This window comes from Stenotrophomonas sp., from assembly GCF_032099025.1.
Lineage (GTDB): Bacteria > Pseudomonadota > Gammaproteobacteria > Xanthomonadales > Xanthomonadaceae > Stenotrophomonas.
The window spans coordinates 105974-132969 of sequence record NZ_DAMCID010000007.1; the positions used below are offsets into that span (position 1 = coordinate 105974).

Genomic DNA, 26996 nt, shown 5'->3' on the forward strand with positions numbered 1-26996 from the left:
CCTGTTTCCCCACTGTGTTGCCTGGAACGTTGTTGCCTAGAACTTCCAGCCCACGCGGGCGTAGTAGAAGCCCCCGTTGAAGCCGTACGGCGAGTGCACCGGGTACTGGGCACCGGCCACGCCACCCCACGGATTGTCGGACGGCACGCGGTCGAACAGGTTCTGCGCGCCCAGGCTGAAGTACAGCCCGGAGTCGAACTTCCAGCCCACTTCGGCATCGACGATCAACGCGCTGCCACCGTAGATCGGCAGGCCGCCGTCGTCGGCCGAGATCACCCCGCTGTCCAGGTGGTCCTCGTACCAGGAGCTGTAGTAGTTGAAGCGCAGGTTGGCGTGGAAGATCTGGCGCTGGTGGTTGATGCTGAAGTAGCCCTTGGTCTTGGGCAGCGACTTCTCCAGCTTGTACACGCGGGCCTCGTCGATGAAGTCCGGGTTGAACCGGTCCACCTTGGTGCGGTTCCAGTTGGCCGCCAGCGAGTAGGTGGTGGTGCCACCGAAGTGATCGCTGCGGTAGCTGGTGACCAGGTCCACGCCGGTGGTGGTGGTGTCGAACGCATTGCCGAAATAGGTGACCTGCGAGATCGATGCCGCTTCCGGGTTGCCGCCAGCCACCAGCGCGGCGCGTTCTTCCGGGGTGACCGCGAAACTGGTGCTGAGCGCGATGCGGTCTTCCACCTTGATCTGGTAGCCGTCCAGGGTGAGCAGGTAATCGCCCTCGGTCCAGACCGCGCCGAACGAAATGTTCTTCGACTCTTCCGGGGTCAGCGGCTGCGCGCCCTTGAGCTGGGCAATGGGATTGGTGGGCGGCAGGGTGGCGATGTCTTCCAGTGCGGTGCCGCCGAACACGGTGCTGATCTGGCTGATGTTGGCCTGGCCCGGGGTCGGCGCGCGGAAGCCGGTGTTGTAGGCACCGCGCAGGGCGAAGTGCTCGTTGAAGTCGAAGCGCGCGGTGACCTTGCCGTTGGTGGTGCTGCCGAACGAATCGTAGTCTTCAAAGCGCAGTGCGCCGGCCAGCAGCAGGCGCTCGGTCACCTGCGCCTCCAGGTCGGCATAGGCGGCCCAGTTGCGCCGGTCGAACGTGCCGGCAGTACGCGAACTGAAGCCGTTGAAGCCGTTGGAGCCCAGTGCGAAGCCTTGCTGGGTGAGTGGACCGATGGCCGTGGACGGCCCATCGCCGGGGCTGATCTTGAAGCTCTCCTCACGCCACTCGGCACCGGCCGCCAGGCGCAGCGGCTGGCTGGTGAAGCTGGTGGCGATGTCGCGGCTCACATCGACGTTGACGCTCTTCTCGGTCTGCGTGTTGCCACCGGGACGGAAGTACAGGCCGGCCGGCTGGGCCGGGCCGAGCGAGGCGTTCACCGTGTTGTAGATGATGAACTCGATATCGTTGCGGCCCCAGGAACCACTCACGTCCCAGTACCACTCGCCCAGGTTGCCCTTGGCGCCGGCGAACACAGACGCGTCTTCCAGCTTGCCGCCGAAGCGCGGGGTGAAGCCGCCCGGCAGGCTGGACAGGAAGGTGTAGCAGTTGGCCGGCAGCGCGGCCACCGCCCCGCTCACTGTGGTGTACGGCAGCAGGGTGCCACCGCCGTCACGCAGCGGAATGGTCGGGCAGCCCCCGGCGCCGGTGAGGTTGCCCACCAGCAGGGTCTCGCCGCCGTCATTGGAATACACGCCCGAGCGGGCGGTGGGATCGCGGAAGTAGAAGCCACCGTCGACGTCGCGCTTGGCGTAGTTGCCGAACAGGTAGAAGTCCACGCTGTCGGTGGTCAGGCCCAGGTTGGCGACCAGCTTGAGGTCGTCGTCGACCTTGGGCGAGCCCCAGACCTGCGCGGGCTGGCCCACGCCCGGGTAGCCGGCGGCGATGGCCGCGGCGGCGTCGTCGCGCTGCACGCTGCGCGAGGTGTCATCGGCGTTGCGCCACTCGGCGGTCAAGGTGGCGAAGCCGCGCTCGGTCAGCGGCAAACCGATCTGTGCCGAGTACTGCGTGGTGAGTCCGTCGCCTTCATAGAACTGGCCGACGAAGGCTTCGGCGGTGCCACCTTCGCGCAGCTTCTTCAGGCCGAAGTTGATCACGCCGGCGATGGCATCCGAGCCGTACTGGGCTGCCGCGCCGTCGCGCAACACGTCCACCTGCTCCAGGGCCAGCGACGGGAATACCGACAGATCGGGTCCCTGCGCGCCATCGGACAGCCCGTGGCCGAGGAAGGTGATCACCGCCGCGCGGTGGAAGCGCTTGCCGTTGACCAGCAGCAGGGTGTTGTCCGGCGGCAGGCCGCGCAGGTTGGCCGGGCGGATCAGGCTGGCGGCATCGTCGATGGGAATGGTGCTGACGTTGAACGAGGGGACCAGCACCTTGAGCTGGTCCAGCGCATCGGTGGCGCCCTGGTTGCGGAATTCCTCACCGCTGATGATGTCGATCGGCACCGCCGACGACGACACGGTACGCGGCTTGGTGCGGCTGCCCAGCACCGACACCGTGTCCAGGGTGGAGGTCTCGGCGCTGCCCGGCGGGCTGCTGTCCTGGGCGACTGCGACGGAACTGGTGACCAGCAGTGCAGTGGCCAGGGCCACCTTCACTGCAGAGGCCAATGGCGAAAATGCGGTTGGAGCGTGAACACACTTGCCTATGCCGTAGTTCATGCATGCACCTTGCAGTCAGAGTCTGAGTTGTCGTTCGGTTAGGTGTTCATCCAGTTGGTTCTCCCTGCGCTTCGGTATCCCCCTGACGCGCTGCACAAAGAATTAACAGAACGTAAACCGTACTGCAACGAATCTTTCGTTTTCACGATATGCGCTGCGAAACAGGTCACATAAAGGGCTTGTATGGTTGTTATAGGCAATCAATACTTGCCATAAGCACATACGTGACACCGCCATGGCCGAGCCAACCGCCTCCGATATCGCGCATGTCCGCGCATTCAACCGCTTCTACACCGGTCGCCTCGGCGTACTGGACGAGGCGCTGCTGTGCAGCGACCTGGCGCTCACCGAAGTACGGGTGCTGTTTGAACTTGCCGACCGTCGGGGGGTGACGGCCGCGGACCTGTGCCGGCTGCTGGGACTCAACGCGGGCTATGTCAGCCGGCTGTTGGGCGGACTGGAAGCGCGCGGACGGGTGAGCCGGCAGCCCTCGATGGCGGACGCACGCGCCAGTGTGCTCGGCCTGACCGATGCCGGGCGCGCGGTCGTCCAGGACCTGGACCGCGCCGCGAGCCAGAGCGTGGGCGAGATGATCGGGGCCCTCACCGACGGCGGGCGCCAGCAGCTGGTGGAGTCCATGCGGCAGATCCAGGCGTTGCTGGACGGCGCGGGCAGCGGCTTTGTACTGCGTGACCCGCGGCCCGGCGACATGGGCTGGATCGTGCACCGGCACGGCGCGCTGTACGCGCGCGAATATGGCTGGAATGCAGAGTTCGAAGCGCTGGTGGCCGACATCGTCGCGCGCTACGTGCGCGAGCACGACCCGCAGACCGAGCGCTGCTGGATCGCCGAGCACGACGGTGCGGCGGTGGGCTCCATCTTCGTGGTCCGCCACGATGCGCAGACCGCCAAGCTGCGGCTGCTCTACGTGGACGCCAGCACGCGCGGGCTGGGCATCGGCCAGCGGCTGGTGGACGAAGCCATCGCGTTCGCGCGCGCGGTGGGCTACAAGCGCATGGTGCTGTGGACCAACGCGGTGCTGACCGACGCATGCAATCTGTATGCCAGGAGTGGCTTTGAACTGCTGACCGAGCAGCAGGAGCATCTGTTCGGCAAGCCGCAGGTCTCGCAGCTGTGGGCGAAGGTTCTGTAGCGGGCGCTGCAGGCCGTATGCTCTGCGTAGGGGAGGCGACAGGGGGCGCCAGCCCCGCCATGCCCGCGTGCTGCCGGGCGGGTCGCTTCCTGCGTGCATTGGCCCTCGCCTTCATAGGGAAGTGGGATGAACCGTGCATTCGCGCTGGTCTGGAACGTGGCGCTCGGCGCCTGGGTGGTCACGCATGAACGGGCGCGCAAGCGCCGCAAGGGCGGTTCCGCGCGGCGCGGCGTACTGCGCCTGACCGTGCTGCTGACGGCGGGCGCTGCACCGGCACTTGCCTGGGGTGCATGCACGCCGGCGCTACCGGCGGCGGGCGCCGTGGTCACCTGCACCGGCCTGCCGATCACCAGCAACAGCTTTTCCAGTGCGGCCAACAACCTGACCGTGAACGTGGCCGCGGGGACCCAGATGACCGCCGGTCAGCTGGGCGGTACTGCGCTCAGCCTCAGCGGCACCAACGGCACGCTCAACAACGCCGGCACGATCGACCCGTCGGCCCTGGGGCTGCTCACCGCCCCGTCGACAGGGGTGCAGCTCGGCAACGCGTCGTCCACGCTGGTCGCGGTCAACAACCTGGTCTTCGGTTCGATCTACGGCACCGGCGGACTGCTCGGCGCAACGCTGTCCAGCTTCGATGGCATGGCACTGGACCTGCGCAGCAGCAGCGGCGGCACCGTGACGATCGACAACCAGGGCACCATCAGCTCGCGCTCGTTGCTGGCCCTGTCGACCCTGACATCGGATGCCCCGGTGATCGCGGTCACCGGGGGCGGCGCCGTCAACGCCATCAACACCGGCACCATCAATGGGCGCGTTGGATTCGAGCGCTCGGGGAGCGGCAATACGTTCGTCAATGCCGGCACGATCAACGGCAGCGTCTCACTCGGGGATCTCGGCAGCAACAGCTTCACCGCGGTGACCGGCAGCACCGTCAACGGCGCGGCCGGGCTGGGGCAACGACTGACCGGGCCGGGCGGCACGATGAACTTCGCGCCCACCGGTTACGTCGATGGCGGTGCCGCTGGCATCAACACGCTGCTGCTGCAGAACGCCGCGACATGGACCGGTAGTGGCACGTCCGGCAACGGTGCGCTCAATACGGACCAGTACCTCAATTTCACCTCGCTGCGCGTCAACAGCGGCACCTGGGCGCTGTCGGGCAGCAATCCCTTCGTTGCGACGACGTTGAATGGCGGAGCGCTGCAGTTCACCAATCCGTGGCTGCTGGGAAACACCGTCACCGCCGACGGTGGCATGCTCGAAGCAGGTGCGAATGGCCTGACCCTGGCCAGTGGCATCGTGCTGGGCGCCGGCAACCTCACCATCGGCGGCAGCAGCAACCTGACCCTCGCAGGTACCTTCACCGGCGTTGGCGGAGTGATCAAGCAGGGCGTGGGAACCCTCACGCTTTCCGGCGTCAACAACGCCTTCGGTGGCGTCACTGTCAACGCCGGCACCGTGGCGGTGACGGCGCCCAATGCCCTGGGCAGTGGCACCCTTTCGCTGGCGTCAGGCGCGTTGCTGGCCTACGTGCCGCTGAATCTGGCCAACGCCGTCGTACTTTCAGGCAACGCCTCGCTCGGCGGGCCGGCGGACGTTCATCTCAATGGCGCGCTGTCCGGGCCTGGCCAGCTGACCAAGACAGGCACCGGCGCCCTGTACCTCAACGGGCCGAGCACCTTCGCGGGAGGCATCAACGTGCAGGCGGGCACCGTTCTGGGTGACGCAGCTTCGCTGCGCGGCGCCATCGCGGTGGGGGCTTCATCAACGGTTGTGTTCGACCAGGCAGGCACAGGCACCTACGCGGGCACGTTGTCCGGCAGCGGGCGGGTGCTGAAAGACGGCAGCGGTGCGCTGATCTTCAATGGCACCAGCGGCACCTTTGCCGGGGTGACCGAGGTGGTCGATGGTCGCCTGGTCATTGGAGGCGCTGCCGCAGATGCTGCCGCGCAGCTGGGCGGCGTCGTGCAGGTGGCGGCAGGCGCGGCGCTGGCCGGCCATGGCACGCTGCTGGGCAATGTGGTCATCGCGCAGGGCGCAACGCTCTCGCCCGGCAACAGCATCGGCACCCTGCACGTTGCAGGCGATCTGCAGCTTGACCAAGGCGCGGTGCTCGACTTCGAATTCGGCAGCCCGGCATCCGGCAATCCGTTCGGGGCGGTGGGGCAGGGCGACAGCGTGGTGGTGGGTGGCGCGCTCAGCCTCAACGGCGCGGTGCTCACCATCAGCGACGACGGTGGCTTCGGCGCGGGGCTGTACCGGCTCTTCAGCTACGGTGGCGCCCTCACGCTCAGCAATGGCGGGATCACGTTCGGCCAGGTGCCCGCCGGTAACAGCTATGCGCTGCAGTACCTCAGCGGTGCCGGGCAGATCAACCTGCTCGCCACCGGCAACAGCACGCTGCAGTTCTGGAATGCCAACGGCCAGGCATCGCCCATCACGGCCGGTGGCGGCAGCGGTGTGTGGTCAACCAGCGCGCCGAGCTGGACCGACGCCACCGGCGCCATCACCTCGGCGATGACGCCCATGCCGGGCACCGCCATCTTTGCGGGCGCACCGGGCGTGGTCACGGTAGACAACACCGGCGGCGCGGTGACGGCCTACGGACTGCAGTTCGCCAGCGACGGCTACCGCCTCAACGGCGATGCGCTGACCCTGCTGGCCGACCCGCAGGGCGCCGCACCGGTCATCCGCGTGGGCGATGGCAGTGCCGCTGGCGCCGCCTATACGACCACCATCGATGCCGTGCTCAGCGGAACAGCGGGCCTGGACAAGACCGACCTCGGCACGCTGGTGCTCAACGGCGTGAACACGTGGACGGGCGACACCCGCATCAGCGGCGGCACGCTCTCTGTTGCAGCGGAGGCGTCCCTGGGCGCCCTGTCGTCCACCCTGGTGCTGGACGGCGGCGTGCTGCAGGTCACCGGCAACGCGGTAGGCACGTTGGCACGCGGCATACAGCTCGGCAGTGTCGGCGGTGGCTTCGACGTGGCCGAGGCGGCGCACACGCTGGTAGTCGGCCAGTCGCTCACCGGTAGCGGGGCACTGCTCAAGGCGGGTGCAGGCACCCTGGAACTGCAAGGCAGCAACAGCTACCAGGGCGGTACGACGGTGCAGCAGGGCACACTGCTGGGCAACAGCGGCAGCCTGTCCGGTGCCATCACCAACCATGCGCGCGTCGTGTTCGAGCAGGCCGCCGACGGGGTGTACGCCGGTGCGATGTCCGGCAGCGGCACGCTGACCAAGCAGGGGCAGGGCACGCTCACGCTGCAGGGTGCCAATAGCTACACGGGCGGTACGCTGGTGGCCGAAGGTGCCTTGCAGGGCAGCACCGCCAGCCTGCAGGGCGACATCGTCAACAACGCCGCCGTGCTGGTGGCGCAGGACATCGATGGCAGCCTTGCCGCCAACATCTCCGGCAGCGGCAGCCTGACCAAGCGCGGCACCGGCAGCGTAGTGCTGTCCGGCGCCAACACCTACAGCGGTGGCACCGTGATCGAAGCGGGCACGCTGCAGGGCAGCGCGGCTGCCTTCCAGGGTGACATCCAGAACAATGCACGGCTGGTGATCGACCAGGCCGGGGACGGCCTGCTCTCTGCCGCGCTGAGCGGATCCGGCAGCCTGGTCAAGACCGGCGCCGGCGCGCTGGTGGTGCGCCAGGCGCAGACCTTCAGCGGCCGCACGGACGTGCAGCAGGGCACGCTGGTGATGGGTGACGCCGGCTTCGGCGGGGCAGCCATCAACGGAGCGGTGATCGTCCGTGAGGACGCCCTGCTCAAGGGCATTGGCCGCGTGGGCGTCCTGGATCTGTACGGCACGCTCGCACCGGGCAATTCCATCGGCACGCTGCACGTGAGCGGCAACGCAACCTTCCAGGCATCGGCGCGCTACCAGGTCGAGGTAGATGCCGACGGCGGGCATGATCTGCTGGCTGTGGACGGGCGCACCACGATCCTGGGCGGCTCGGTGCTGGGGCTGGCCGACGGCGCGCGCTGGAATCCGCTGACGCGCTACACCATCCTGACCTCGCAGGGCGGCATCAGCGGGCAGTTCAACGCGGTCAGCAGCAACCTGGCCTTCCTGACCCCGACCCTGGAGTACGCGCCCACCGCCGTGACGCTGTCATTGGCCCGCAACGAGGCGAGTTTCCCGTCGGTCGGGCAGACCGACAACCAGCGCAGCACGGCCGCCGCGCTTGAAAGCGTGGGCAGCGGGCCGCTGTATGCGCGGGTGCTGACGCTCGATGGTGATTCGGCACGGCAGGCCTTCGAGGCCTATTCCGGCGAGGTGCGCGCCAGCGCGCAGGTGTCGCTGTTTGACGATGCCGCACGGGTGCGCCGCACCCTGGCCGATCGACTGGTCAGTGGGCAGCCGGCAGACGCTGCGGCAGAGGGCAGTGGCGTCCACGCGTGGGCGTCTGCGTGGGGCCACCGCGGGCACACGGATGACAACGGCAACACGGCCCGTTCGCGCCAGCAGGGCACCGGCTGGATGGCGGGTAGCGACCTGACCCTGGACAACCAGGTGGTGCTGGGCGTGGCGGTGGGCCAGGCACGCAGCACGCTGGAGGTGGGCGCGCGCAGATCGGATGCGAAGACCAACAGCACGTACGCCGGTCTGTATGCGGGTGGCACGTTTGGCCAGTGGGTCGTGCGCAGCGGCCTGTCAGCCGGACGCAGCGACAGCCGGTTCACCCGCAGCACCGGCACCGTGGGCGGCAACCAGACGTTGAAGTCGCACGACGATGCTGACCTGTGGCAGGGCTTCGTCGAAGTCGCACATGGCAGTGACATCGGCCGCCTGCGGCTGGAGCCCTATCTGAACTACGCGCGTGCAGAGCTCGACCAGGATGCGTTCGCCGAACAGGGCGGCGATGCCGCGCTTGCCGGTGAGGCGCAGACCCGCGCGCTGGATATCGGTACGGCAGGCCTGCGCACGCACTGGCACCTGGACTCGCGCTTCAACACCGCGCTGGTGCTCAACGTTGGCTACCAGCACGTGTGGGGTGACACCGATGCCGGGCTGACGCAGCGGTTCGCGGCGGGCGGTGATGCATTCGACATCAGCGGCATGCCGCTGGCGCGCAATGCGGGCGTAGCCGAATTCGGCTTCCGTACGCAGCTCACGCCGGCGGTCGAACTGAAGGCGGACTATCAGGGCCGGTTCGGTTCGGGTGTGCAGGACCAGGGCGCGCAGATAACGGTGCGGGCAGCCTTCTGAGGTGCAGGCGGCGCGCATGGACCTGCGACGGGTGCATGCGCTCATTCAGCCGTCGCGATGCCAGGGGGTAAGTAGTTTTACTCACCCCGGTTGCACCTATTGCGCTGGTGCAGCGCTGTAGGAGCGCCCACCCTGTGCGCGGACGAATGGACAGGGTCCCGCCGCATGGTTTCGTCACCGTTGACGTCCGCCTGCCCGCTTCATCGCCGGCAGGCATCGCTGCTGTTGGTGCTCGGGGTGCTGGGTGCTGCCCCCGCTGCGGTGCGCGCACAGGCGGTCGATGCGGCCAGCTGCACCACGGTGCCCGGCGCCGTGCCCGGGCAGCAGGTGCGTGCGAATGGCAATGCCCTCATCGTGGCCGGTGGCACCTACGCGCCCGCGCAGACCGGCGCGCCCGCGTTCTACGCCGTGAACGGCGGCATGATCGATGCGACGGGCGCGGTCACACTGGTGACCAGCGCGGCCAATACCGCAACCGTGTGTTCGAGCAGCGGTGGCACGATCCGGTTCCTCGCGGCCGGCTCCACCATCAGCCGCCTGGGTGCAGGGGGCCCTGCCGCACGCAGCGAAGCGGGCACTGCATTGAGCACCCTCGGCACCGCGTTGTTCACCTCGCTGGCCAACAGCGAAGGCATCCAGGTCGCCGGCGGCAGCTTCACCGGCCAGGGAGATCTCATCGCCACCGGCATCGTGCTGGGGACGCAGGCGGGCGACCCCAGTACCTATGGGCTCCCGGTCGATGCCGCCGGCAACCGCGTCACCGATCCGAATGACTTCGTAGGACGGGCAGCCACTTCGTCGCACGGCATCAGTGCTACCGACGGTACCGTGCGGGTCAACGTGGATAACGCGGGCAACCCGCTGGCCGCAACGACCGGCATCTACATCCTGGGTACCGGCGCCGGGGCCAGCAACGGCAGCCACGGCCTCAATGCCGGCAGCGGCGCGGTATTCGACGTGCATGCGCTGCGCATCGTCACCCGCGGCAACAACAACATGGGCGCACGCTTCGCCACCGGTTCCCGGCTGCGTGCCTCGCAGCTGGACATCGACACCACCGGTACGGCGGCGACGGGCCTTGCATTCATCGACGCCTCCGGCACGCTTGATGGAGTGGGCATCAGCACCCGCGGCATCACCGCCCATGGCCTGTCTGCCAGCGGGAGTTCCACGGTGACGGTGCAGGACCTGGACATCCGCGTCGCGGGGCAGAACGCCCACGGCGTGCTGGCTGCCGGTGGCAGCGCGGTGGCGCTCGGTGGTGGCACGGCGGTGGTGGTGGCCGCCGGGCAGGGCGGCAATGCGCTGCGCGCCGATGGCGCGGGAAGTGTCATCGACGGCCAGGGACTGCGGCTGTCCACGCTGCTCAACGCCGGCATCGGCGCACAGGCGCTCAATGGCGGCAGCGTCACGCTGGCCAACAGCCAGGTGTTCACGTCGGGCATCAACGGGGGCAACGCCGCCGTGGGCCTGCAGGCGGCCACCGGTGGCAGCGTGCTCAGTCGTGGCAACCAGATCGTGACCGGCGTGCAGCTCGGCACCGATCCTGCGTCGGCCGGCTACGGCCTTCCCGTCGATGCAGGCGGTGCTCCCACCCTCGACCCCGCCGCGTTCGTGGCCAGTGGCACGACCGGCGCCAACGGCATGCAGGCATCGGCGAGCGGCGGCGTGTTGTGGGTGGACGTGGCCGCCGACGGAACGCCGCTGGGCAGCGCCACCCGCATTGATACCTACGGCAACAACAGCACCGGCATCCTGGTGGCCCAGTCGGCGACCGCACGCTCGCAGCTGTTGGCGGCCAATACCCTCATCACCACCCATGGCGTCAACTCCAACGGCGTGCTGGTGCAGGGTACGAACGGCAGCACCGGGCCATCCGCCACGCTTGCGCAGGTCGATATCCGCACCACGGCGCTGAACGCCAATGCGATCTATGGCCAGGCCGGTGCGCAGGTGGGTGTTGCCGACAGCCGGTTGACCACGTCCGGCACAGGCGCCGGCATCCGTGCAGACGGTGCGGCCACGCGGGTCACCGCACGCAATCTGTATATCGGCGCCGGCGGTGCGGGCAGTGCCGGCCTCAACGCGACCGGTGGCACGATCGACAGCGCCGGTTCGCTCATCATCAACGCGGGCCGGCCGGCACTGACGCTCAATGCGAGTGGTGGCAGCGCCGGTACGCTGATCTCCAGCGGCGACACGGTGTACACCGGGGTGCTGCTGGGCACGGACCTGGCGGCGCCCACCTTCGGCATGCCGATCGACGCCAGTGGCAACCCGGTCAGCGAGCCCAGCCGGTATCTGGCGTCTGGAAATCCGGGACACGGCGTCTTCGTCGGTACGCCGGGCGGCCGGGTATGGATGAATGTCGATCCGCTCACTGGGCGTCCGGATGGCGCGCGCAGCAGCATCACCACGCTCGGCGACATCAGCGAGGGTTTCAATATCCAAGGCGTCGATGCGCTTGCGACCCTCGCCAACGTCACCGTGTCCACACGCGGTACCGACTCGATCGGCGCGCGCGCGGCCGCCGCCGGGCAGATCCGCGCGACCGGCATCAACGTCGGCACGCAGGGCCTGCACGGCTATGGGCTGGCTGCGTACGCCAACAGCCTGCTGACCGCTACGGGCAGCACCATCGCCACGGGCGGTACCCAGGCACACGGACTGCTGGCGTGGTCCACCAACAGCCGGTTGCTGCTGGACACCAGCCAGGTCGAAAGCCATGGTCCGCAGGCGCATGCGTCGGTGGCGTGGAACGGTGGCCGGGTTGAGATGAGCAACAGCCGGTTGTCCTCCAGCGGCGCCGGTGCCGCCGCGTTGCTGGTCCGTGGCGACCCCGCGCCGGCCTCTGCGCAGGCCAGCGGATCCACGCTCGTCAGCCGCGATGGCCCGGCGGTGGGCGCCGTCGGCGCGGCGGATATCGTGCTTGTGGGCAGCACCGTGCAGGGCAACGTGCTGTGGTTCAAGGCCGCGGCGATCGGCGAGTTCGATGCACTGGATGCGGTGGTGCCCGAGACCCTGCCCGATCTGCCGCCGGACGACCCGGCCATACCCTTGCCGATGGCGTTCGTCGCACAGCCCGCCGCCGACGTGCCCACCGTGGCCAACGTGACGGCGACCGGCAGTGAACTCACCGGCGCCGCGCTCACCCTGCCTGGCAGTGTGGCGAACCTGGTGTTGCAGGACACGCGCTGGAACATGACCGGCAGTTCGAACCTCACGACCCTGGTGAATGATCCCAGCCGGATCGATTTTGCAGCGCCGAGCGGCGATCCCACGCTGGCGTCGAGCTACCTGACGCTGACCGTGTCGCGCTACAGCGGCGATGGCACGCTTTCGCTCAACACCTGGCTGGCCGGCGACGACGCACCGTCGGACCAGCTGGTGGTCGTGGACGGCACCAGCAGCGGCCCGGGCTTCATCGAAATCCACAACACCGGCGGCCTGGGCGATCTGACCGTGGCGGATGGCATCCGCGTGGTCCAGGCCGTCAACGCCACCACGACCGCCGATAATTTCGCACTGGCCGCGCCAGTCGTGGCAGGCCCCTACGAGTACTTCCTCTACCGCGGTGGCAGCGCGACGCAGGCGGGACCAGACATCGAGAACAGCTGGTACCTTCGCTCGGTGATCGACTGCGCGGTGCCGGGCGGTCCGGTTCCGCCGTGTCCTGCGCCTCCGCCGCCTCCGCCAACACCCCCGACGCCACCATCACCACCGTCACCCGATCCGCCGACGCCCCCCGTTCCCTTCGTCCCGGCGTACCGGCAGGAGGTGTCGTTGATCGCCGCTGTACCGGCCATGGCGCAGGTCTACGGGCGCACGCTGGTGGACACGCTGCACGAGCGGGTGGGCGATGAGCAGCTGCTGCGGCAGCGTACGGATATCGATCCCGGCCGTCGCGGGTTCAATGGCGCCTGGGTGCGCTATCTGGGCCATGACGGCGAACATGACGGGGGCCGCCGAGGCATCTACGGCACCCGTGGCCCCGACTTCGACTACCGCTTCGACGCGCTGCAGATCGGTACCGACCTGTACCGTCGGGTGGATGCCGAGGATCTGAGCCGGCAGCACGCAGGCATGTATCTCGCGTACGGCAAGGGACGGGGCGAGGTGCGCCACAACTTCGTGGACTACCGTTTCCACGCGGGGACGGATCGCTTCACGGCCGGTTCCATCGGTGGCTACTGGACCGCCTTTGCCGAGAAGGGCGCGTACCTGGATGCGGTTGCGCAGTACACCTGGTACGACCTGCGTATCCAGTCGCCACGCGCGGCCGACAACTTCGTCGATGCCGATGGCCTGGTGCTGTCACTGGAAGGCGGCTGGCCGTTCATCCTCAACGACGGCGATGGTGCGTCGGTCGAGGACGGGCGCTGGCGGTTGGAACCACAGGCGCAGGTGATCTGGCAGCAGGTGGATGTGGACGACCTGGACGACGGGACCGCGCAGGTTCGATTCAGCCAGGGTGACTCGCTCGTGGGCCGCATCGGTGCGCGATTGAATCGCACCGGACAGCGTGCCACCGCGGAAGGCGATGCACGCAGCAGCACTGCCTGGCTGCGCGCCAACGTGTGGCGCGAGTTCCGCGGCCAGCCGCGCGCATCGTTTGCCACCCAGAGCGGCTATCTGCCGTTCGCGGTGGATATGGGTGGGAGCTGGGCCGAGCTGGGACTGGGCGGCACGTGGCAGGTGAGCCAGACCGGCTACCTCTTTGCCGACCTCGATTACAGCTGGGCCTTCAACGGCGATGAAACCGCCTGGAACGGGAAGCTCGGCATGCGCTGGAACTGGTGATCCGGCTCCGTAGAACTACGGTACTGGCGGCGCATTTCCGTTGCTACCATCCGTGTCGACATCCTCGTACCCGGCCTGCCGATGCCGCTGCGTCGGCCCTCAAGGATCACCGCCATGTCTTCGCATCGCATTGCGCCCGTCGACCACACTGACGTTGCTTTCCTTCGCCTCCCGCTGCGCGGGTGGCGTTGGATATTGGTGGCACTGACCCTGCTCGTCATTGCAACCGGATGCCGCAGACCTGCGGACGAGCAGGTCCAGTCCACGGCAGGAAAGACCCCTGCCGCCTCGGCCGGACCGTCACTGGAAGACGTCCGCACGATTGCCAAGGAGGCCTATATCTACGGCTTCCCCATGGTGGACAACTACCGCATCCAATACGCGTACTTCGTGGACCGCGCCAATCCCGAATACAAAGGTGCATGGAACGAAATCCACAACAACGCGCGGGTGTTCACGCCCGATGACAAGGCTACCCAGACGCCCAACTCGGACACGCCCTACTCGATGCTGGGCGCGGACCTGCGTACCGAACCGTTGGTGATCACCGTGCCGGTGGTGCCTGCCGGGCGCTACTTCTCGGCGCAGTTCATCGACATGTACACCTTCAACTTCGCGTACGTCGGCACACGGACCACCGGCAACGGCGGCGGCAGCTTCCTGCTTGCCGGGCCGGGCTGGCAGGGTGAGATGCCGGCCGGCATCAAGGAGGTGATCCTCTCGGAGACCGAGCTGGCGTTCGTGCTGTTCCGCACCCAGTTGCTGGGTCCGGACGACATCGCCAACGTCAAGAAGATCCAGGCCGGCTACACCGTGCAGCCGTTGTCGACCTTCCTCGGCACGCCACCGCCGCCGCCCGCACCCCCGATCGCCTTCGTCGCGCCTTTGAGTCCGGAAGAGCAGAAGACCTCGTCAGCGTTCTTCGGCGTGCTCAATTTCCTGCTCCAGCTCGCACCGGTCCATCCCAGTGAAGTCGACCTGCGCAAGCGCTTTGCGAGCATCGGCATCGAGGCGGGAAAGCCATTCGATGTTGCCGCCATGCCGGCCGACCGCCGCCAGGCACTCGAGGCGGGCATGGCCGATGCCTGGAAGGCCTTCAATGACCACAAGACCAACGACATCGATACCGGCAAGGTGAGCAGTGCCGATTCGTTCGGCACCCGCGACGCATTGAAGAACGACTACCTGCAGCGCATGAGTGGCGCGGTGCTGGGCATCTACGGAAACTCGAAGGACGAGGCGCTGTACCCGGTGTACTTCGTCGATGCGACGGGACAGAAGCTGGATGGCACGCAACGCTACACGCTGCGCTTCGCGCCCGGGCAACTGCCACCGGTGGATGCGTTCTGGTCGGCCACACTCTATGAGCTGCCCTCCAGCCTGCTCAGCGCCAATCCACTCAACCGCTACCTCATCAACTCCAGCATGTTGCCCGGCCTGCAGAAGGATGCCGACGGCGGCATCACCCTGTACATCCAGCATGCCTCGCCCGGTGCGGCACGTGAGTCGAACTGGTTGCCGGCACCGGCGGGACCGTTCTTCGTGGTCATGCGCCTGTACCAGCCGCAGGCGGCTGCGCTGGACGGGCAATGGAAGGCCCCGGCCCTGCAACGCGTTCCTTGACCTGTGTGGAAACCCTCCCTGGAGATCATCGCCGTGAACACGATGACACTGCGCATTGCCCGTACGGGCCTGCTGTTGTTCTCCGCTGCACTGGCGCTGACGGCCTGCCGGCGCGAGCCCGAGGCGCCGCCCGCGCCCGTTGCACAGGCCCCTGCCGCAGCCGCCACGCCCGCACCTGCCGCCGCGCCCACGCCGGTGGCGCCGGTGCCCGAGCCCGGCAGCCTGCCGGTGACGGCCGATAATTTTCCGCGGGCCGAGAGCGACCTCTACTTCGCCGCCACCGTCAAGGATGGCGGGCTTGGGGCGTTCGTCCATCGTCGCGAACCCACCGCGATCGACAACCAGACGGTGATCCGGATGAACCGCGACACGCTGTACTCCGCCGCGGTGTTCGATCTGGACGCAGGGCCGGTGACCATTACGCTGCCGGATGCAGGCAAGCGCTTCATGTCCATGCAGGTTATCGATGAGGACCAATACACCACTCAGGTCGCCTACAACGCGGGCACGTACACCTTGAGCCGCGGCAAGGACGGGACCCGCTACGTCATCGTCGCCGTGCGCACCCTGGTGGACCCCACCCAACCCGATGACATGGCACAGGTGCATGCGCTGCAGGACGCCATCAAGGTGCAGCAGGCGTCCAAAGGCAGCTTCGACGTGCCGAAGTGGGATGCGGCAAGCCAGGCCAAGGTGCGCGACGCGTTGCTTGCGCTGGCCTCGACCCTCCCCGATACCCGGCACATGTTCGGCACCCGTGACACGGTAGACCCGGTGCGCCGGCTGATCGGTTCGGCATCGGCGTGGGGCGGCAACCCCGATGCGGATGCGATGTACCTCAATGTCACCCCGGAAAAGAACGATGGCAGGACTGTCTACCGCCTCCACGTCGCCGACGTGCCCGTGGATGGTTTCTGGTCGGTCAGTCTGTACAACGGCAAGGGTTACTACGAGAAGAACGCGCAGAACGCATACACCCTCAACAACGTGACCGCGAAGCAGAATGAGGACGGTTCGGTGGACATCCAGTTCGGGGGCTGCGACGGCAAGGTGCCAAACTGCCTGCCCATCGTGGGCGGCTGGAACTACATGGTGCGGCTGTACCGGCCAAAGGAGGAGATCCTGGAAGGCCGCTGGACCTTCCCCGAGGCCGTGCCGGCGTCGTAACGCAGGCGGCTCAGTGCGGCAGGTACTTGGCCAGCACCACGCACACCACCAGTATGCCGATGACCACCACGCGGTAGCCGTTGGGCGAGAGGAAGCCGAACAGTTCGATGTCCGGCGTGGCGAACTCATGGTGGCAATACGGGCAACGCACCTTGAGCGCGACGGTGCGCCTGGAGAACGGCGAGTAGAACGGCGCAACGCCGCCCCACAGCAGCGCCTTGCGGCCGTTGAACGTCGTAGCGCAGCGGGGGCAGGTAGCGATGGCGGACATGCACGGACCTTGGTGGAGCGGGGCGATACACCGCTTGCCCGCCGAGTATGGCATGGGCGCCGGCAGGGTAAGCTGCCTGCCACCCGACACTTCGCAAGGACTGCACCGTGGCCGCACCTGATCTGCATGTTGCCGCGCGCGGCCGGCGGGGCATGTTCCGTTTGTTGGCGGTGCTGTGGGTCATGCTGCTGCCGCTGGTCGCCTCTGCGGCGGATGGCTCGACGCTGCCGTGGTCGCTCTCTGCCGAGGCCACGCCTGCGCAGCGCGACGCCGCACTGGCCACGCTGGCGGCAGGCCTCCTGGACCCGCGTCCGGCCGATTCCCTGACCGATCCCCAGCGCAGCCAGCTGCTGCTGGTGGCGGGGCGCCATGCCGATGCAGCCGCCGCCATCGCGCGCCTGCAGCAGTCGTTCCGGGAGGCTGGCGATGAGGGGCGGGCGCAGCGCTGGGTGCCGTATCAGCTCCAGGCCCTGTCACGCACGAACACCCGCGAACCCTTCGACACGGCCTACGCACGCGCCTTCCGCGAACAGTTCGCCCTGCTGGACGACCTGGCCGCGCTGCAGACCCACTACTGGTTCGTGACCAACCTGCCTTCGGCGGAGGCCGAGCTGCGCGATGCCCTGGCCGCACAGGCCGGCAAACCGGCGATCACGCGCGAGGTGGCGCTGGAACTCGTGCGCCAGGCCGCCTTCGTGCAGACCTACGGGGCAGCCGCCACGCTGGCGCCGGCGCTGGTCGACGAGGACGAGAACCGACGCTTCGAGATCGACGACGACGTATTGATTCCCGCCGCCGACGGCGTGGTGTTGTCGGCCCACGTGGTCCGCCAGCGCGGCGTGCGCGACCCGCAACCGGCGGCGATGATGTTCACCATCTACACCAACCCTCGGAAGAACCGCAGCCAGGCGGCGCTGGCGGCGGCGCGCGGCTATGTCGGCGTGGTGGTCGATGCGCGCGGCAAGCGGCTCGGCACCGGCGCGGTGGCACCCTACGAAACCGAGGGCGACGACGGCAATGCGGCCATCGACTGGATCAGCCGCCAACCCTGGAACGATGGCCGGGTGGTGATGTACGGCGGCAGTTACAGCGGCTTTGCGGCGTGGGCTGCAGCCAAGCACGCGCACCCGGCACTCAAGGCAATCGCCCCCTACGTCGCGGCCATCCCCGGGCTGGGGCTGCCGATGGAGAACAACGTGTTCCTGTCGGCCAACTATGCGTGGCCATTCTACGTGGCCAACACCCGTCTGCTCGACAACGACACCTACAACCAACGCGCGCGCTGGGATGCGTTGACCGAACGCTGGTACCGCTCCGGCCGCCCCTACCGGCAGATCGACCAGGTGGACGGCACGCCCAACCCCTGGCTGCAGCGTTGGCTGGCGCACCCGGACTACGACGCCTACTGGCAGGCGATGGTGCCCTATGGCGACGACTTCACCCGCATCACCATCCCGGTGCTGTCGGTCACCGGCTACTACGACGATGGCCAGATATCGGCGCTGGAGTACGTCAAGCAGCACACCCATCGCGTGCCCGGTGCCGACCACCGCCTGCTCATCGGGCCCTATGACCACTTCGGTTCGCAGGCCCCGGTCAAGGCGATGGAGCTGCGGGGTTATGCGGTGGACCCGGCGGCGCAGTTTGACACCCAAGGCATCACCTTCGAATGGTTTGATCATGTGCTGCGCGGCGCGCCGTTGCCTGCGCTGCTGTCGGATCGGGTCAACTACCAGTTGATGGGCGCCAACCGCTGGGAACACGCCCCCTCGCTGGACGCGGCGGCAGGCGCGTACCGCGCGTTCCACCTCACCAGCGTGCGCGACGGCGACCGCTACCGTCTGAGCGACCAAGCGTCGCGCCAGCGCGATGCCATCAGCCAGACGGTGGACTTCGCGGATCGCAGCACCCAGCGCCATTCCTACTATCCCTATCCGATCGTGCGTGACGGAGCGCCGACCGATGGTGGCCTGGCCTTCGTCAGCGACGCGTTTTCCACGCCGGTCGACGTGGTTGGCAGCTTCACCGGCGATCTCAAGATCCGCATCAACAAACGCGACGTCGACCTGACGGTGACGCTGTACGAGCTGATGCAGGACGGGCGGGTGATGCAGCTTTCCTACTTCGTCGGCCGCGCAAGCTACGCCCGCGACATGACCCATCGCCAGCTGCTCACGCCAGGCCGCTGGACCACGCTGCCCCTGCAGCGCACGCGCATGACCGGGCGGCAGCTGGCTGCCGGCAGCCGTCTGCTGGTGATCGTGGACGTGCTCAAGGATGCCCAGCACCAGGTCAACCACGGCACCGGCCGTGACGTCAGCGACGAGTCCGTGGCCGACGCGGGTGCGCCGCTGAAGATCGACTGGCACACCGACAGCGTGCTGCGTATTCCGCTGCGTGTGGCGACGTCCGTTGGCGGCACCACTCCGTAGCGCCCGTGTCCAATACGCATGCAGCGGCGATGCCCTGCATGCGTTCTGGACATCACCTCTGCCATGCTGGAATCCATGAACACGCCTTCGACGTCCGACGAGCACGATGACACTGCGTCCGCTGCCACGCCGCACCGGCGTTCCGTGGCGTTCACGCTACGGCGCTGGCTGTGGCGCCTGCTGGTGCTGGGCGTGGTTGCCGTCGGGGCCTTTGCGCTTTGGAACAGCGACTGGCTCAAGGCGCCACGTGCCATGTGGGCGCTGTCGCGCATGCCGCCGCCCAGCTCGCTGCCGGTGCCGGTGGAGGGCGTGGCCGCGCGTCGCATCGCCGATACCTTCGGCGCACCGCGCGGGCGTGACCGCACCCACGCTGGCATCGACATCTTCGCCAAGCGCGGCACGCCGGTGGTGAGTGCGACGACGGGCGTGGTGGTCTCGGTGCGCGACACCGGGCTGGGCGGCCGCCAGGTCTGGGTGGTGGGTCCTGCACGCGAGCGCTATTACTACGCGCACCTGGAGGATTGGCGTGCGGATCTGATGGAAGGCGAGGTGGTGCAGGCAGGCACCGTGTTGGGGTATGTAGGCGACAGCGGGAACGCCGCCGGGACGCCGCCGCACCTGCATTGGGGCATCTACGGCGCCAACGGCGCATATGATCCGCTGCCGCTGCTCAAGGAGCACCGCACGACCAACGGTCGTGCGCTCCCACCCCGGTAGGTCACGACCGTTGGTCGTGACACCCTTCGGCCTACCCGCGCCCCGATACCGGCCCGGACACATGCGCATGCCCACGCACGTGCCAGCGCCACGGGAAATCCATTGCCCGCCGGATGCCGATGCGCGGTCCCACCACCGGATCCAGCGGCGGCGGCGTGCCATCGGACACGATGCGGATGCCACGGTCATTATTCACCAGGTCCGCGCCATCGAGTGACCGGGTGATGCCCATCGCCTGCGACAAGCGCCCCGGTCCGCTGGCCAGCTCACGGTCGCGGCGGATGGCGGGGCGCGCGGCGCGGATCAGGTCCAGCCTGTGCACGGGCTCCAGCGCCCGCAGCAGCACGCCCCAGCCCTGTCCAACCTCGCCGCAGACCGCGTTCGAGCCCCAGTGCATGCCATAGGTGAAGTAGACGTACAGGTGACCGCACTCGCCGAACATGCTGGCAGTACGCGCGGTCATCCCCCGAAAGGAATGCGCCGCCGGATCCTGGTCACCGGCGTAGGCCTCCACTTCCACGATGCGCCCGGCGCGCCCATCGTCGCGCACCAGCAGCGTGTTCAGCAGGTCCGGCGCGACCTCGGTGGGGTGGCGGCGGTAGAAACCGCGCGGCAGCGTACGCCAGCGCGAGGGAGGCAGCAGGGCAGGGGATGCATCGCGAGCGGGCATGGCCGGTTCCAGGTCGTGTGCCTGCACGATGCACCCGTCGCCGTCGTCATGGCATCAAGTCGTTTCCCCAAAGGCATTGCAGTGGAAAGAGGAATGTAGGCGCGAGCCAACATTCGACAGCGGAAATGGCGCGGCCATCGGCGATGCGCCCGTTGATTCCGGTGGGCGCGTGATGCACCCGTGATAACGGCGTCTACGAGGGGAGCGCAATCGCTTTCGTTGCCGGAGGTATCCTTCCTGGATGAGCACACGCCGAAACCGCCCGTCCTCCACCCGCTCCGGTGACGCGTTCGTCCGCGTGCGCGGTGCACGCGAACACAACCTCAAGAACGTCGACGTGGATATCCCGCGCGATGCGCTGGTGGTGTTCTCCGGCATCTCCGGCTCCGGCAAATCGTCGCTGGCGTTCGGCACGCTCTACGCCGAAGCGCAGCGACGCTACCTGGAGTCGCTGTCGCCGTACGCGCGCCGGCTGATCGACCAGGTCGGCGTACCGGACGTGGATGCCATCGAGGGCCTGCCGCCGGCGGTCGCCCTGCAACAGCAGCGCGGCACGGCCAGCGTGCGCTCCAGCGTGGGCAGCGTGACCACGTTGTCCAGCATGCTGCGCATGCTGTACTCGCGCGCCGGCACCTATCCCGCAAAACAGCCCATGCTGTATGCGGAAGACTTCTCGCCCAACACGCCGCAGGGGGCGTGCCCGAACTGCCATGGCCTGGGCCATGTGTACGAGGTGACCGAGCAGTCGATGGTGCCCGACCCGTCGCTGAGCATCCGCGAGCGCGCCATCGCGGCATGGCCGCCCGCTTGGCACGGCCAGAACCAGCGCGACATCCTGGTCACGCTGGGCTACGACGTGGACATTCCCTGGCGCGACCTGCCGAAGAAGCAGCGCGACTGGATCCTGTTCACCGAGGAACAGCCGGTGGCGCCGGTGTACGCCGGTTTCACCCCGGCCGAGACCCGCGCCGCGCTGCGTCGCAAGGAAGAACCCAGTTACATGGGCACCTTCAGCGGAGCGCGGCGCTACGTGCTGCATACCTTCGCCACCACCCAGAGCGCCATGATGAAGAAGCGCGTGGCGCGCTACATGGTGGGTACCGTGTGCCCGGTGTGCGACGGCAAGCGGCTCAAGCGTGCGTCGCTGGCGGTGACGTTTGCCGGGCTGGATATCGGCGCGCTGTCGCAGCTGTCGCTGGCGGCGATGGCCGAGGTGCTGCGCCCGGCGGCGGCAGGCCGCTTCGACGCCCCCGCCGCACGCGCCACCCGCAGCCGTGCCGCCGGTCGCAAGGCCGACCAGCAGCGCGTCGCCGGCGGCGGCCATGCGCACACCGGCAGCAGCGATGTACGCCGCACCCCGGACCTGTCCGAGGAGAAGCGGATCGCCGCCCAGCGCATTGCCCACGATCTGGTCGAGCGCATCGGCACGTTGCAGGCGTTGGGCCTGGGCTACCTGTCGATGGACCGGGCCACGCCCACGTTGTCGCCAGGGGAGCTGCAGCGGCTGCGCCTGGCCACGCAGATCCGCTCCAGTCTGTTCGGCGTGGTGTACGTGCTCGACGAGCCCACGGCGGGCCTGCACCCGGCCGATGGCGAGGCGCTGTACCACGCGCTGGACCAGCTCAAGGCCGGTGGCAATACGTTGTTCGTGGTCGAGCACGATCTTGAGATGCTGCGCCGTGCCGACTGGCTGGTGGACGTGGGGCCCGGCGCGGGCCAGCACGGTGGGCAGGTGCTCTACAGCGGCCCGCCGGAAGGCCTGCGCGGCATCAAGGCATCGGCCACGGCCGCCTACCTGTTTGCCGATGCCACCGTTGCGCGGCGCACCCCGCGCACGCCATCGGGCTGGCTGGAGCTGCGCGGGATCCACCGCAACAACCTGCATGGGCTGGATGCGCGCTTCCCGCTCGGCGCGTTCTGTGCGGTCACGGGCGTCTCCGGCTCGGGCAAATCCAGCCTGGTGAGCCAGGCGCTGGTGGAACTGGTGGGCGAACACCTCGGCCACGAACCGGCCGTTGCCGAGGTGGACGACGAGCTGCCGCAGCCGAGCCGCATCGAGCGCACGCGCGGCCGTCTGCATGCCGGGCACACCGCGATCCGGCGGCTGGTGAACGTGGACCAGAAGCCGATCGGCCGCACGCCGCGTTCCAACCTGGCCACCTATACCGGCCTGTTCGACCACGTGCGCAAGCTGTTCGCGGGCACCCGCATGGCCAAGGCACGGCGTTACAGCGCCAGCCGCTTCTCCTTCAACGTTGCCCAGGGCCGCTGCGAAACCTGCGAGGGCGAAGGCTTCGTGCATGTGGAACTGCTGTTCATGCCCAGCGTCTACGCGCCGTGCCCCACCTGCCACGGGCAGCGCTACAACGCCAAGACGCTGGAGGTGGAATGGAATGGCCGCAACATCGCCCAGGTGCTGGCGATGACGGTGGACGAGGCGCTGGCGTTCTTTGCCGATGAAACGGTGGTGCAGCGTCCATTGCAACTGCTGCGCGACATCGGCCTGGGCTACCTGCGGCTGGGCCAGCCGGCCACCGAGTTGTCGGGTGGCGAAGCGCAGCGCATCAAGCTGGCCACGGAGCTGCAGCGCAGCCAGCAGGGCAACAGCCTGTACGTGCTTGATGAGCCCACCACGGGGCTGCACCCGGCCGACGTGGACAAGCTGATGGCGCAGCTGCACGGGCTGGTGGAGGCGGGCAATACGGTGGTGGTGGTCGAGCACGACCTGCGCACCGTGGCCGATGCGGACTGGGTGATCGATGTGGGGCCGGGCGCCGGTGAAGAGGGTGGCCGGATCGTGGCGGCCGGGACGCCGCAGCAGGTGAGCCGCTCGACGGGGGGGAAGACGGCTGGATATCTGCGGCGGTTTTTCGCGTGATCCCCGGCGCCCTTACCCACCAACGGTGGGCAGCTACCGCGTAGGTACCGGCCGTTGGTCGGTACTGCCCACCCACCGTTCGATTTCTCCGGGCGCGAACGGCCCCAGCTTCTGCCTGACGATCGTTCCGTCGGCACCCACCAGCACCGTGTACGGCAACAGGCCCTGCGCATTGCCCAGGCGCACGCTGGCATCATCGGGCGCGGGCTGTTCGATCACGATCGGGTACGTCACCGGCACCCGGTCCAGGTAATCGCGCACGCCCTCGGGCGTATCGATGGCCAGGCCCAGCACCTGTACGCCGTCGGCCGGCTGCGCGGCGGCGAACGCGGCCAGCATCGGCATCTCTTCCACACAGGGGCCGCACCAGCTGGCCCACACGTTGATCAGCAGCGGGCGGCCGCGGAAGCGGGTGAAATCCACCGGCGTTCCATCCACGTCCGGCAGTGTGATCGCCGGCATCGCTTCACCCGGCTTCGCCGGCACCGCCGCAGGGCGGTCCACGGCGGGAAAACGCAGGTCCTGCGGCGTACGCGCGACGTAGTACACGCCAGCGACCAGTCCCAGCACCGCGGCAACGGCCGCCACCGCCATCAACGAGATGCGGGGCGGCGGCGCGCTCATCGTGCGGTGCGCAGCAGCGCTTCTTCGACGATTGCCTGGGTCAGCACGGTGGGCAGCACGGTGGGCGGTGCGCCCGGGCCGTACACCACGTACAGGGGCACGCCGACCGCCTTGTGCTCATCGAGGAACGCGGTGATCTCCGGGTCCACGTTGGTGTAGTCGCCCCGCATGTACACCGCGTTGGTGCGGCGCAGGGTGTCCTGGAACGCATGCGTGCCCAGCACCGCGCGTTCGTTGGCCTTGCAGGTCACGCACCAGTCAGCGGTCATGTTGACGAACACCACGCGATTGTCCTGGCGCAGCCGGTCCAGCATCTGCGGCGAATAGGCCACCACGTTGTCGGTGGCGTTGAGCGCGGCCTTGGCCGGTGCCTCGATACGCGTAACGCCCCACACCGGCACCAGTGCGCCCAGCAGCAGCAGGCTGGACAGCAGTGCGCCGACGCGCTGGCTGCGCCAGCGGCTGCGCTCGAACCACCACAGCGCCAGGCCCAGTACCACCAGCCCGCCCAGTACCAGCGCCATGGCATCCACGCCGCGCTGCTTGCCCAACACCCACAGCAGCCACAGTGCGGTGGCATACATCGGGAAGGCCAGCACCTGCTTCAGTGTTTCCATCCACGCGCCCGGTCGCGGCAGGCGCCTGGCCAGCGACGGCACGAAGCCGATCAGCAGGAACGGCAGCGCCAGGCCGAGGCCCAGCACCAGGAACACCAGCATGGCCGGCAACGCGGGCGCGGTGAACGCATACGCCAGCGGCACCCCCATGAACGGTGCCACGCACGGGCTGGCCACCACGCAGGCGAGCACGCCGGTGAAGAAGTCGCCGACCGGTCCCGAACGCGACGCCAGGGACTGGCCCACGCCGCCCAGGCTGCCGCCCAGCGTGAACACGCCGGACAGGCTCAGGCCCACGGTGAACATCAGGTACACCAGGGCCGCGATGAACCACGGGTGCTGCAGCTGGAAGCCCCAACCCGCCGCCTGGCCGGCGGCGCGCAGGGCCAGCACCAGCGCACCGATCGCGGCGAACGCCACCAGCACGCCGGCGGTGTACCAGAGCGCATGGCTGCGCGCGCGCTGGCGGCTCTCGCCGCTCTGCGCCACGCCCAGTACCTTCAGCGACAGGATCGGCAGCACGCACGGCATCAGGTTGAGGATCAGGCCGGCCGCCAGCGCCAGCAGCAGTGCGGCCACCAGCGTGGTCGGGGCCGCTTCGGTGCCGGGCGGGCGGGTGCGCTGCGCGTTGCCTGCGGTGGCATCGGCACTGCCGACATCGGTCGGGGCCAGCGCCGGTTCGTTCGGGCGGATCAGCATCGGCTGGGTCGCGATGCCTGTGGCGTCGCGGGCCTGCGCACGCTTTTCGCGCGTGGGCAGCGGGGCGATCACCTCGCTGCGGCGTGCCACTTCATCGGCACTGGCGTTGATCTTGCCGGCCGGCAGTGCCAGCTTCACCCGCCGCGTCATCGGCGGGTAGCAGATGCCATCGGTCTGGCAGCCCTGGAACGTGATCACCAGGGTCGCCTCGGCGGCCTCGGCGCGGCTGCGGCGCAGCGGCAGCTTCACGTCCACCTGGTCGAAGTACACCGACACATCGCCGAAGTGTTCGTCGCGATGCGCGCTGGCGGCCGGCCACAGCGGTTTGTCTGCACGGATGCCTGCCGCGCCCTCCAGCTTCAGCGTGGTGCGATCGCGGTACAGGTAATAGCCCGGCGCCGGGCTGAAGCGCAGCAGCACGGTATTGCCGTCGCCGACGATGGCGTCGAAGCCGAACGCGCGTTCGGACGGCAGCGGCAGCGACTGGGTGCTCGCCGCACCCGGCAGGCGCAGCCCACTGGAGGCGGTGTTGCCGGCCAGCGGGTTGTTGAACGGCGACGCCGCGCCGCTGCTGACGGCCGGCACCACGGCACTGTCGCCACGTGCGGTGCCGCCGGGCAGCTTCACCTGCACGCTGCGCTTCTGCGGCGGGTAGCACACGCCGGCATCGGCGCAGCCCTGGTAGCGCACTTCCAACGTGACCGTGCCGGCATCGTCCGCGGCCTTGCCCGGCAGCACGGCGACCAGGCGGTCACGGTAGGTTTCGACCTCGCCGAAGAAATCGTCGTGATGTTTCTTGCCGGCCGGCATCTGCAGCGCCTCGGCGCTGAAGCCGGCATCGGACTTCACCGTGGTGCGATGACGGTAGAGGTAATACCCCGGCGCGATCTTCCAGCTGACCTCGATGCGGTCGCGGTCGCGCGCCTGCGCGGTCAGCCCGAACGCCTCGTCCACGGGCAGCAGGTCTTTTTCACTGACGGCCAGCGCCGGGAGGGACACCACGAACAGCGCACACAGCGCGGCAATGCGACGAAGCAGCGACATCAATCAGTTTCCTCACGGGTCTGCGCCCGAATCCAATCCAGGTACGCCGGCAGGCCGGCGCGGGTTTCGACCGCGATGCACTCGGGGAGTTCATACGGATGCAGCGCCTGCACGCGCGCGATGGCGGCGTCGAGACGGCTGCCGGTGGTCTTGATCAGCAGTTGGACCTCGTGGTCCTCGGTGACCTCGCCGTGCCAGCGGTAGGTCGAGTGCGCGCCGTCCAGGCGGGTCACGCAGGCGGCCAGGCGCTCTTCGACCAACGCATGTGCCAGCCGCGCGGCGGTCGCTGCGTCGGGGCAGGTGGTCAAAAGAATGAATACGGGATCAGCGGTAGGCATGACCGCCGATTGTAATGCGGATGCCGGCCGGTCCCAACGGAACCGGCCGGCATCCCAGACCCGGTAGTGCCAGCCGCTGGCCGGCTCCAGGCAAACC

The 26996-nt window shown here is 68.3% G+C and carries 14 protein-coding genes; 8 read left to right on the forward strand and 6 right to left on the reverse strand.

All coding sequences use genetic code 11. The features are described 5' to 3' along the window. Positions 1-36: 36 nt before the first annotated feature. Complete coding sequence (locus RT456_RS07085; RefSeq protein WP_313344399.1) at positions 37-2580, reverse strand: TonB-dependent receptor; 2544 nt, start codon at positions 2578-2580, stop codon at positions 37-39. Positions 2581-2878: 298 nt separating this feature from the next. On the opposite strand from RT456_RS07085, the gene RT456_RS07090 reads away from it, so the two are divergent. From RT456_RS07090 to RT456_RS07110, 5 genes are all read left to right on the forward strand, one after another. After that, complete coding sequence (locus RT456_RS07090; RefSeq protein WP_313344402.1) at positions 2879-3796, forward strand: helix-turn-helix domain-containing GNAT family N-acetyltransferase; 918 nt, start codon at positions 2879-2881, stop codon at positions 3794-3796. 126 nt (positions 3797-3922) lie between these two features. Further along, complete coding sequence (locus tag RT456_RS07095; protein ID WP_313344404.1) at positions 3923-9019, forward strand: autotransporter-associated beta strand repeat-containing protein; 5097 nt, start codon at positions 3923-3925, stop codon at positions 9017-9019. A 180-nt stretch (positions 9020-9199) separates the two neighbouring features. Then, a complete protein-coding gene (locus tag RT456_RS07100; protein WP_313344407.1) occupies positions 9200-13819 on the forward strand; it encodes an autotransporter outer membrane beta-barrel domain-containing protein in 4620 nt (1539 codons plus the stop codon). A gap of 198 nt (positions 13820-14017) precedes the next feature. After that, a complete protein-coding gene (locus RT456_RS07105; RefSeq protein WP_313344410.1) occupies positions 14018-15442 on the forward strand; it encodes a DUF1254 domain-containing protein in 1425 nt (474 codons plus the stop codon). A gap of 42 nt (positions 15443-15484) precedes the next feature. Beyond that, positions 15485-16609: a DUF1254 domain-containing protein gene (locus RT456_RS07110; RefSeq protein ID WP_313344528.1), complete on the forward strand. Its 1125-nt coding sequence runs from the start codon at positions 15485-15487 to the stop codon at positions 16607-16609. A gap of 10 nt (positions 16610-16619) precedes the next feature. On the opposite strand, the gene RT456_RS07115 is transcribed toward RT456_RS07110, so the two are convergent. Continuing rightward, on the reverse strand, positions 16620-16880 hold the full coding sequence (locus tag RT456_RS07115) for a hypothetical protein (RefSeq protein WP_313344412.1): 261 nt from the start codon (positions 16878-16880) through the stop codon (positions 16620-16622). Between the two features lie 107 nt (positions 16881-16987). Here RT456_RS07115 and RT456_RS07120 point away from each other — a divergent pair, with 107 nt between their 5' ends. Next, a complete protein-coding gene (locus RT456_RS07120) occupies positions 16988-19312 on the forward strand; it encodes a CocE/NonD family hydrolase (RefSeq protein ID WP_313344414.1) in 2325 nt (774 codons plus the stop codon). A gap of 75 nt (positions 19313-19387) precedes the next feature. Next, positions 19388-20029, forward strand: coding sequence for a M23 family metallopeptidase (locus tag RT456_RS07125; RefSeq protein ID WP_313344417.1), 642 nt, complete (start codon positions 19388-19390; stop codon positions 20027-20029). A 31-nt stretch (positions 20030-20060) separates the two neighbouring features. On the opposite strand, the gene RT456_RS07130 is transcribed toward RT456_RS07125, so the two are convergent. After that, positions 20061-20699 carry a DNA-3-methyladenine glycosylase gene (locus RT456_RS07130; protein WP_313344420.1) on the reverse strand — a complete coding sequence of 213 codons (639 nt, stop codon included), beginning with the start codon at positions 20697-20699 and terminating at the stop codon, positions 20061-20063. A 241-nt stretch (positions 20700-20940) separates the two neighbouring features. Between RT456_RS07130 and RT456_RS07135 the strand changes: the two genes are divergently transcribed. Continuing rightward, positions 20941-23577 carry an excinuclease ABC subunit UvrA gene (locus RT456_RS07135; protein ID WP_313344423.1) on the forward strand — a complete coding sequence of 879 codons (2637 nt, stop codon included), beginning with the start codon at positions 20941-20943 and terminating at the stop codon, positions 23575-23577. A 33-nt stretch (positions 23578-23610) separates the two neighbouring features. On the opposite strand, the gene RT456_RS07140 is transcribed toward RT456_RS07135, so the two are convergent. From RT456_RS07140 to cutA, 3 genes are read right to left on the reverse strand one after another with little or no spacing between them, the layout of a single operon-like run. Then, positions 23611-24201 carry a TlpA disulfide reductase family protein gene (locus RT456_RS07140; RefSeq protein ID WP_313344425.1) on the reverse strand — a complete coding sequence of 197 codons (591 nt, stop codon included), beginning with the start codon at positions 24199-24201 and terminating at the stop codon, positions 23611-23613. Beyond that, a complete protein-coding gene (locus tag RT456_RS07145) occupies positions 24198-26561 on the reverse strand; it encodes a protein-disulfide reductase DsbD domain-containing protein (RefSeq protein WP_313344428.1) in 2364 nt (787 codons plus the stop codon). Before RT456_RS07145 ends, RT456_RS07140 begins: the two co-directional genes overlap by 4 nt. Next, positions 26561-26899: a divalent-cation tolerance protein CutA gene (cutA, locus tag RT456_RS07150; RefSeq protein ID WP_313344430.1), complete on the reverse strand. Its 339-nt coding sequence runs from the start codon at positions 26897-26899 to the stop codon at positions 26561-26563. The genes RT456_RS07145 and cutA overlap by 1 nt, the downstream gene beginning before the upstream one ends. Positions 26900-26996 lie beyond the last annotated feature (97 nt).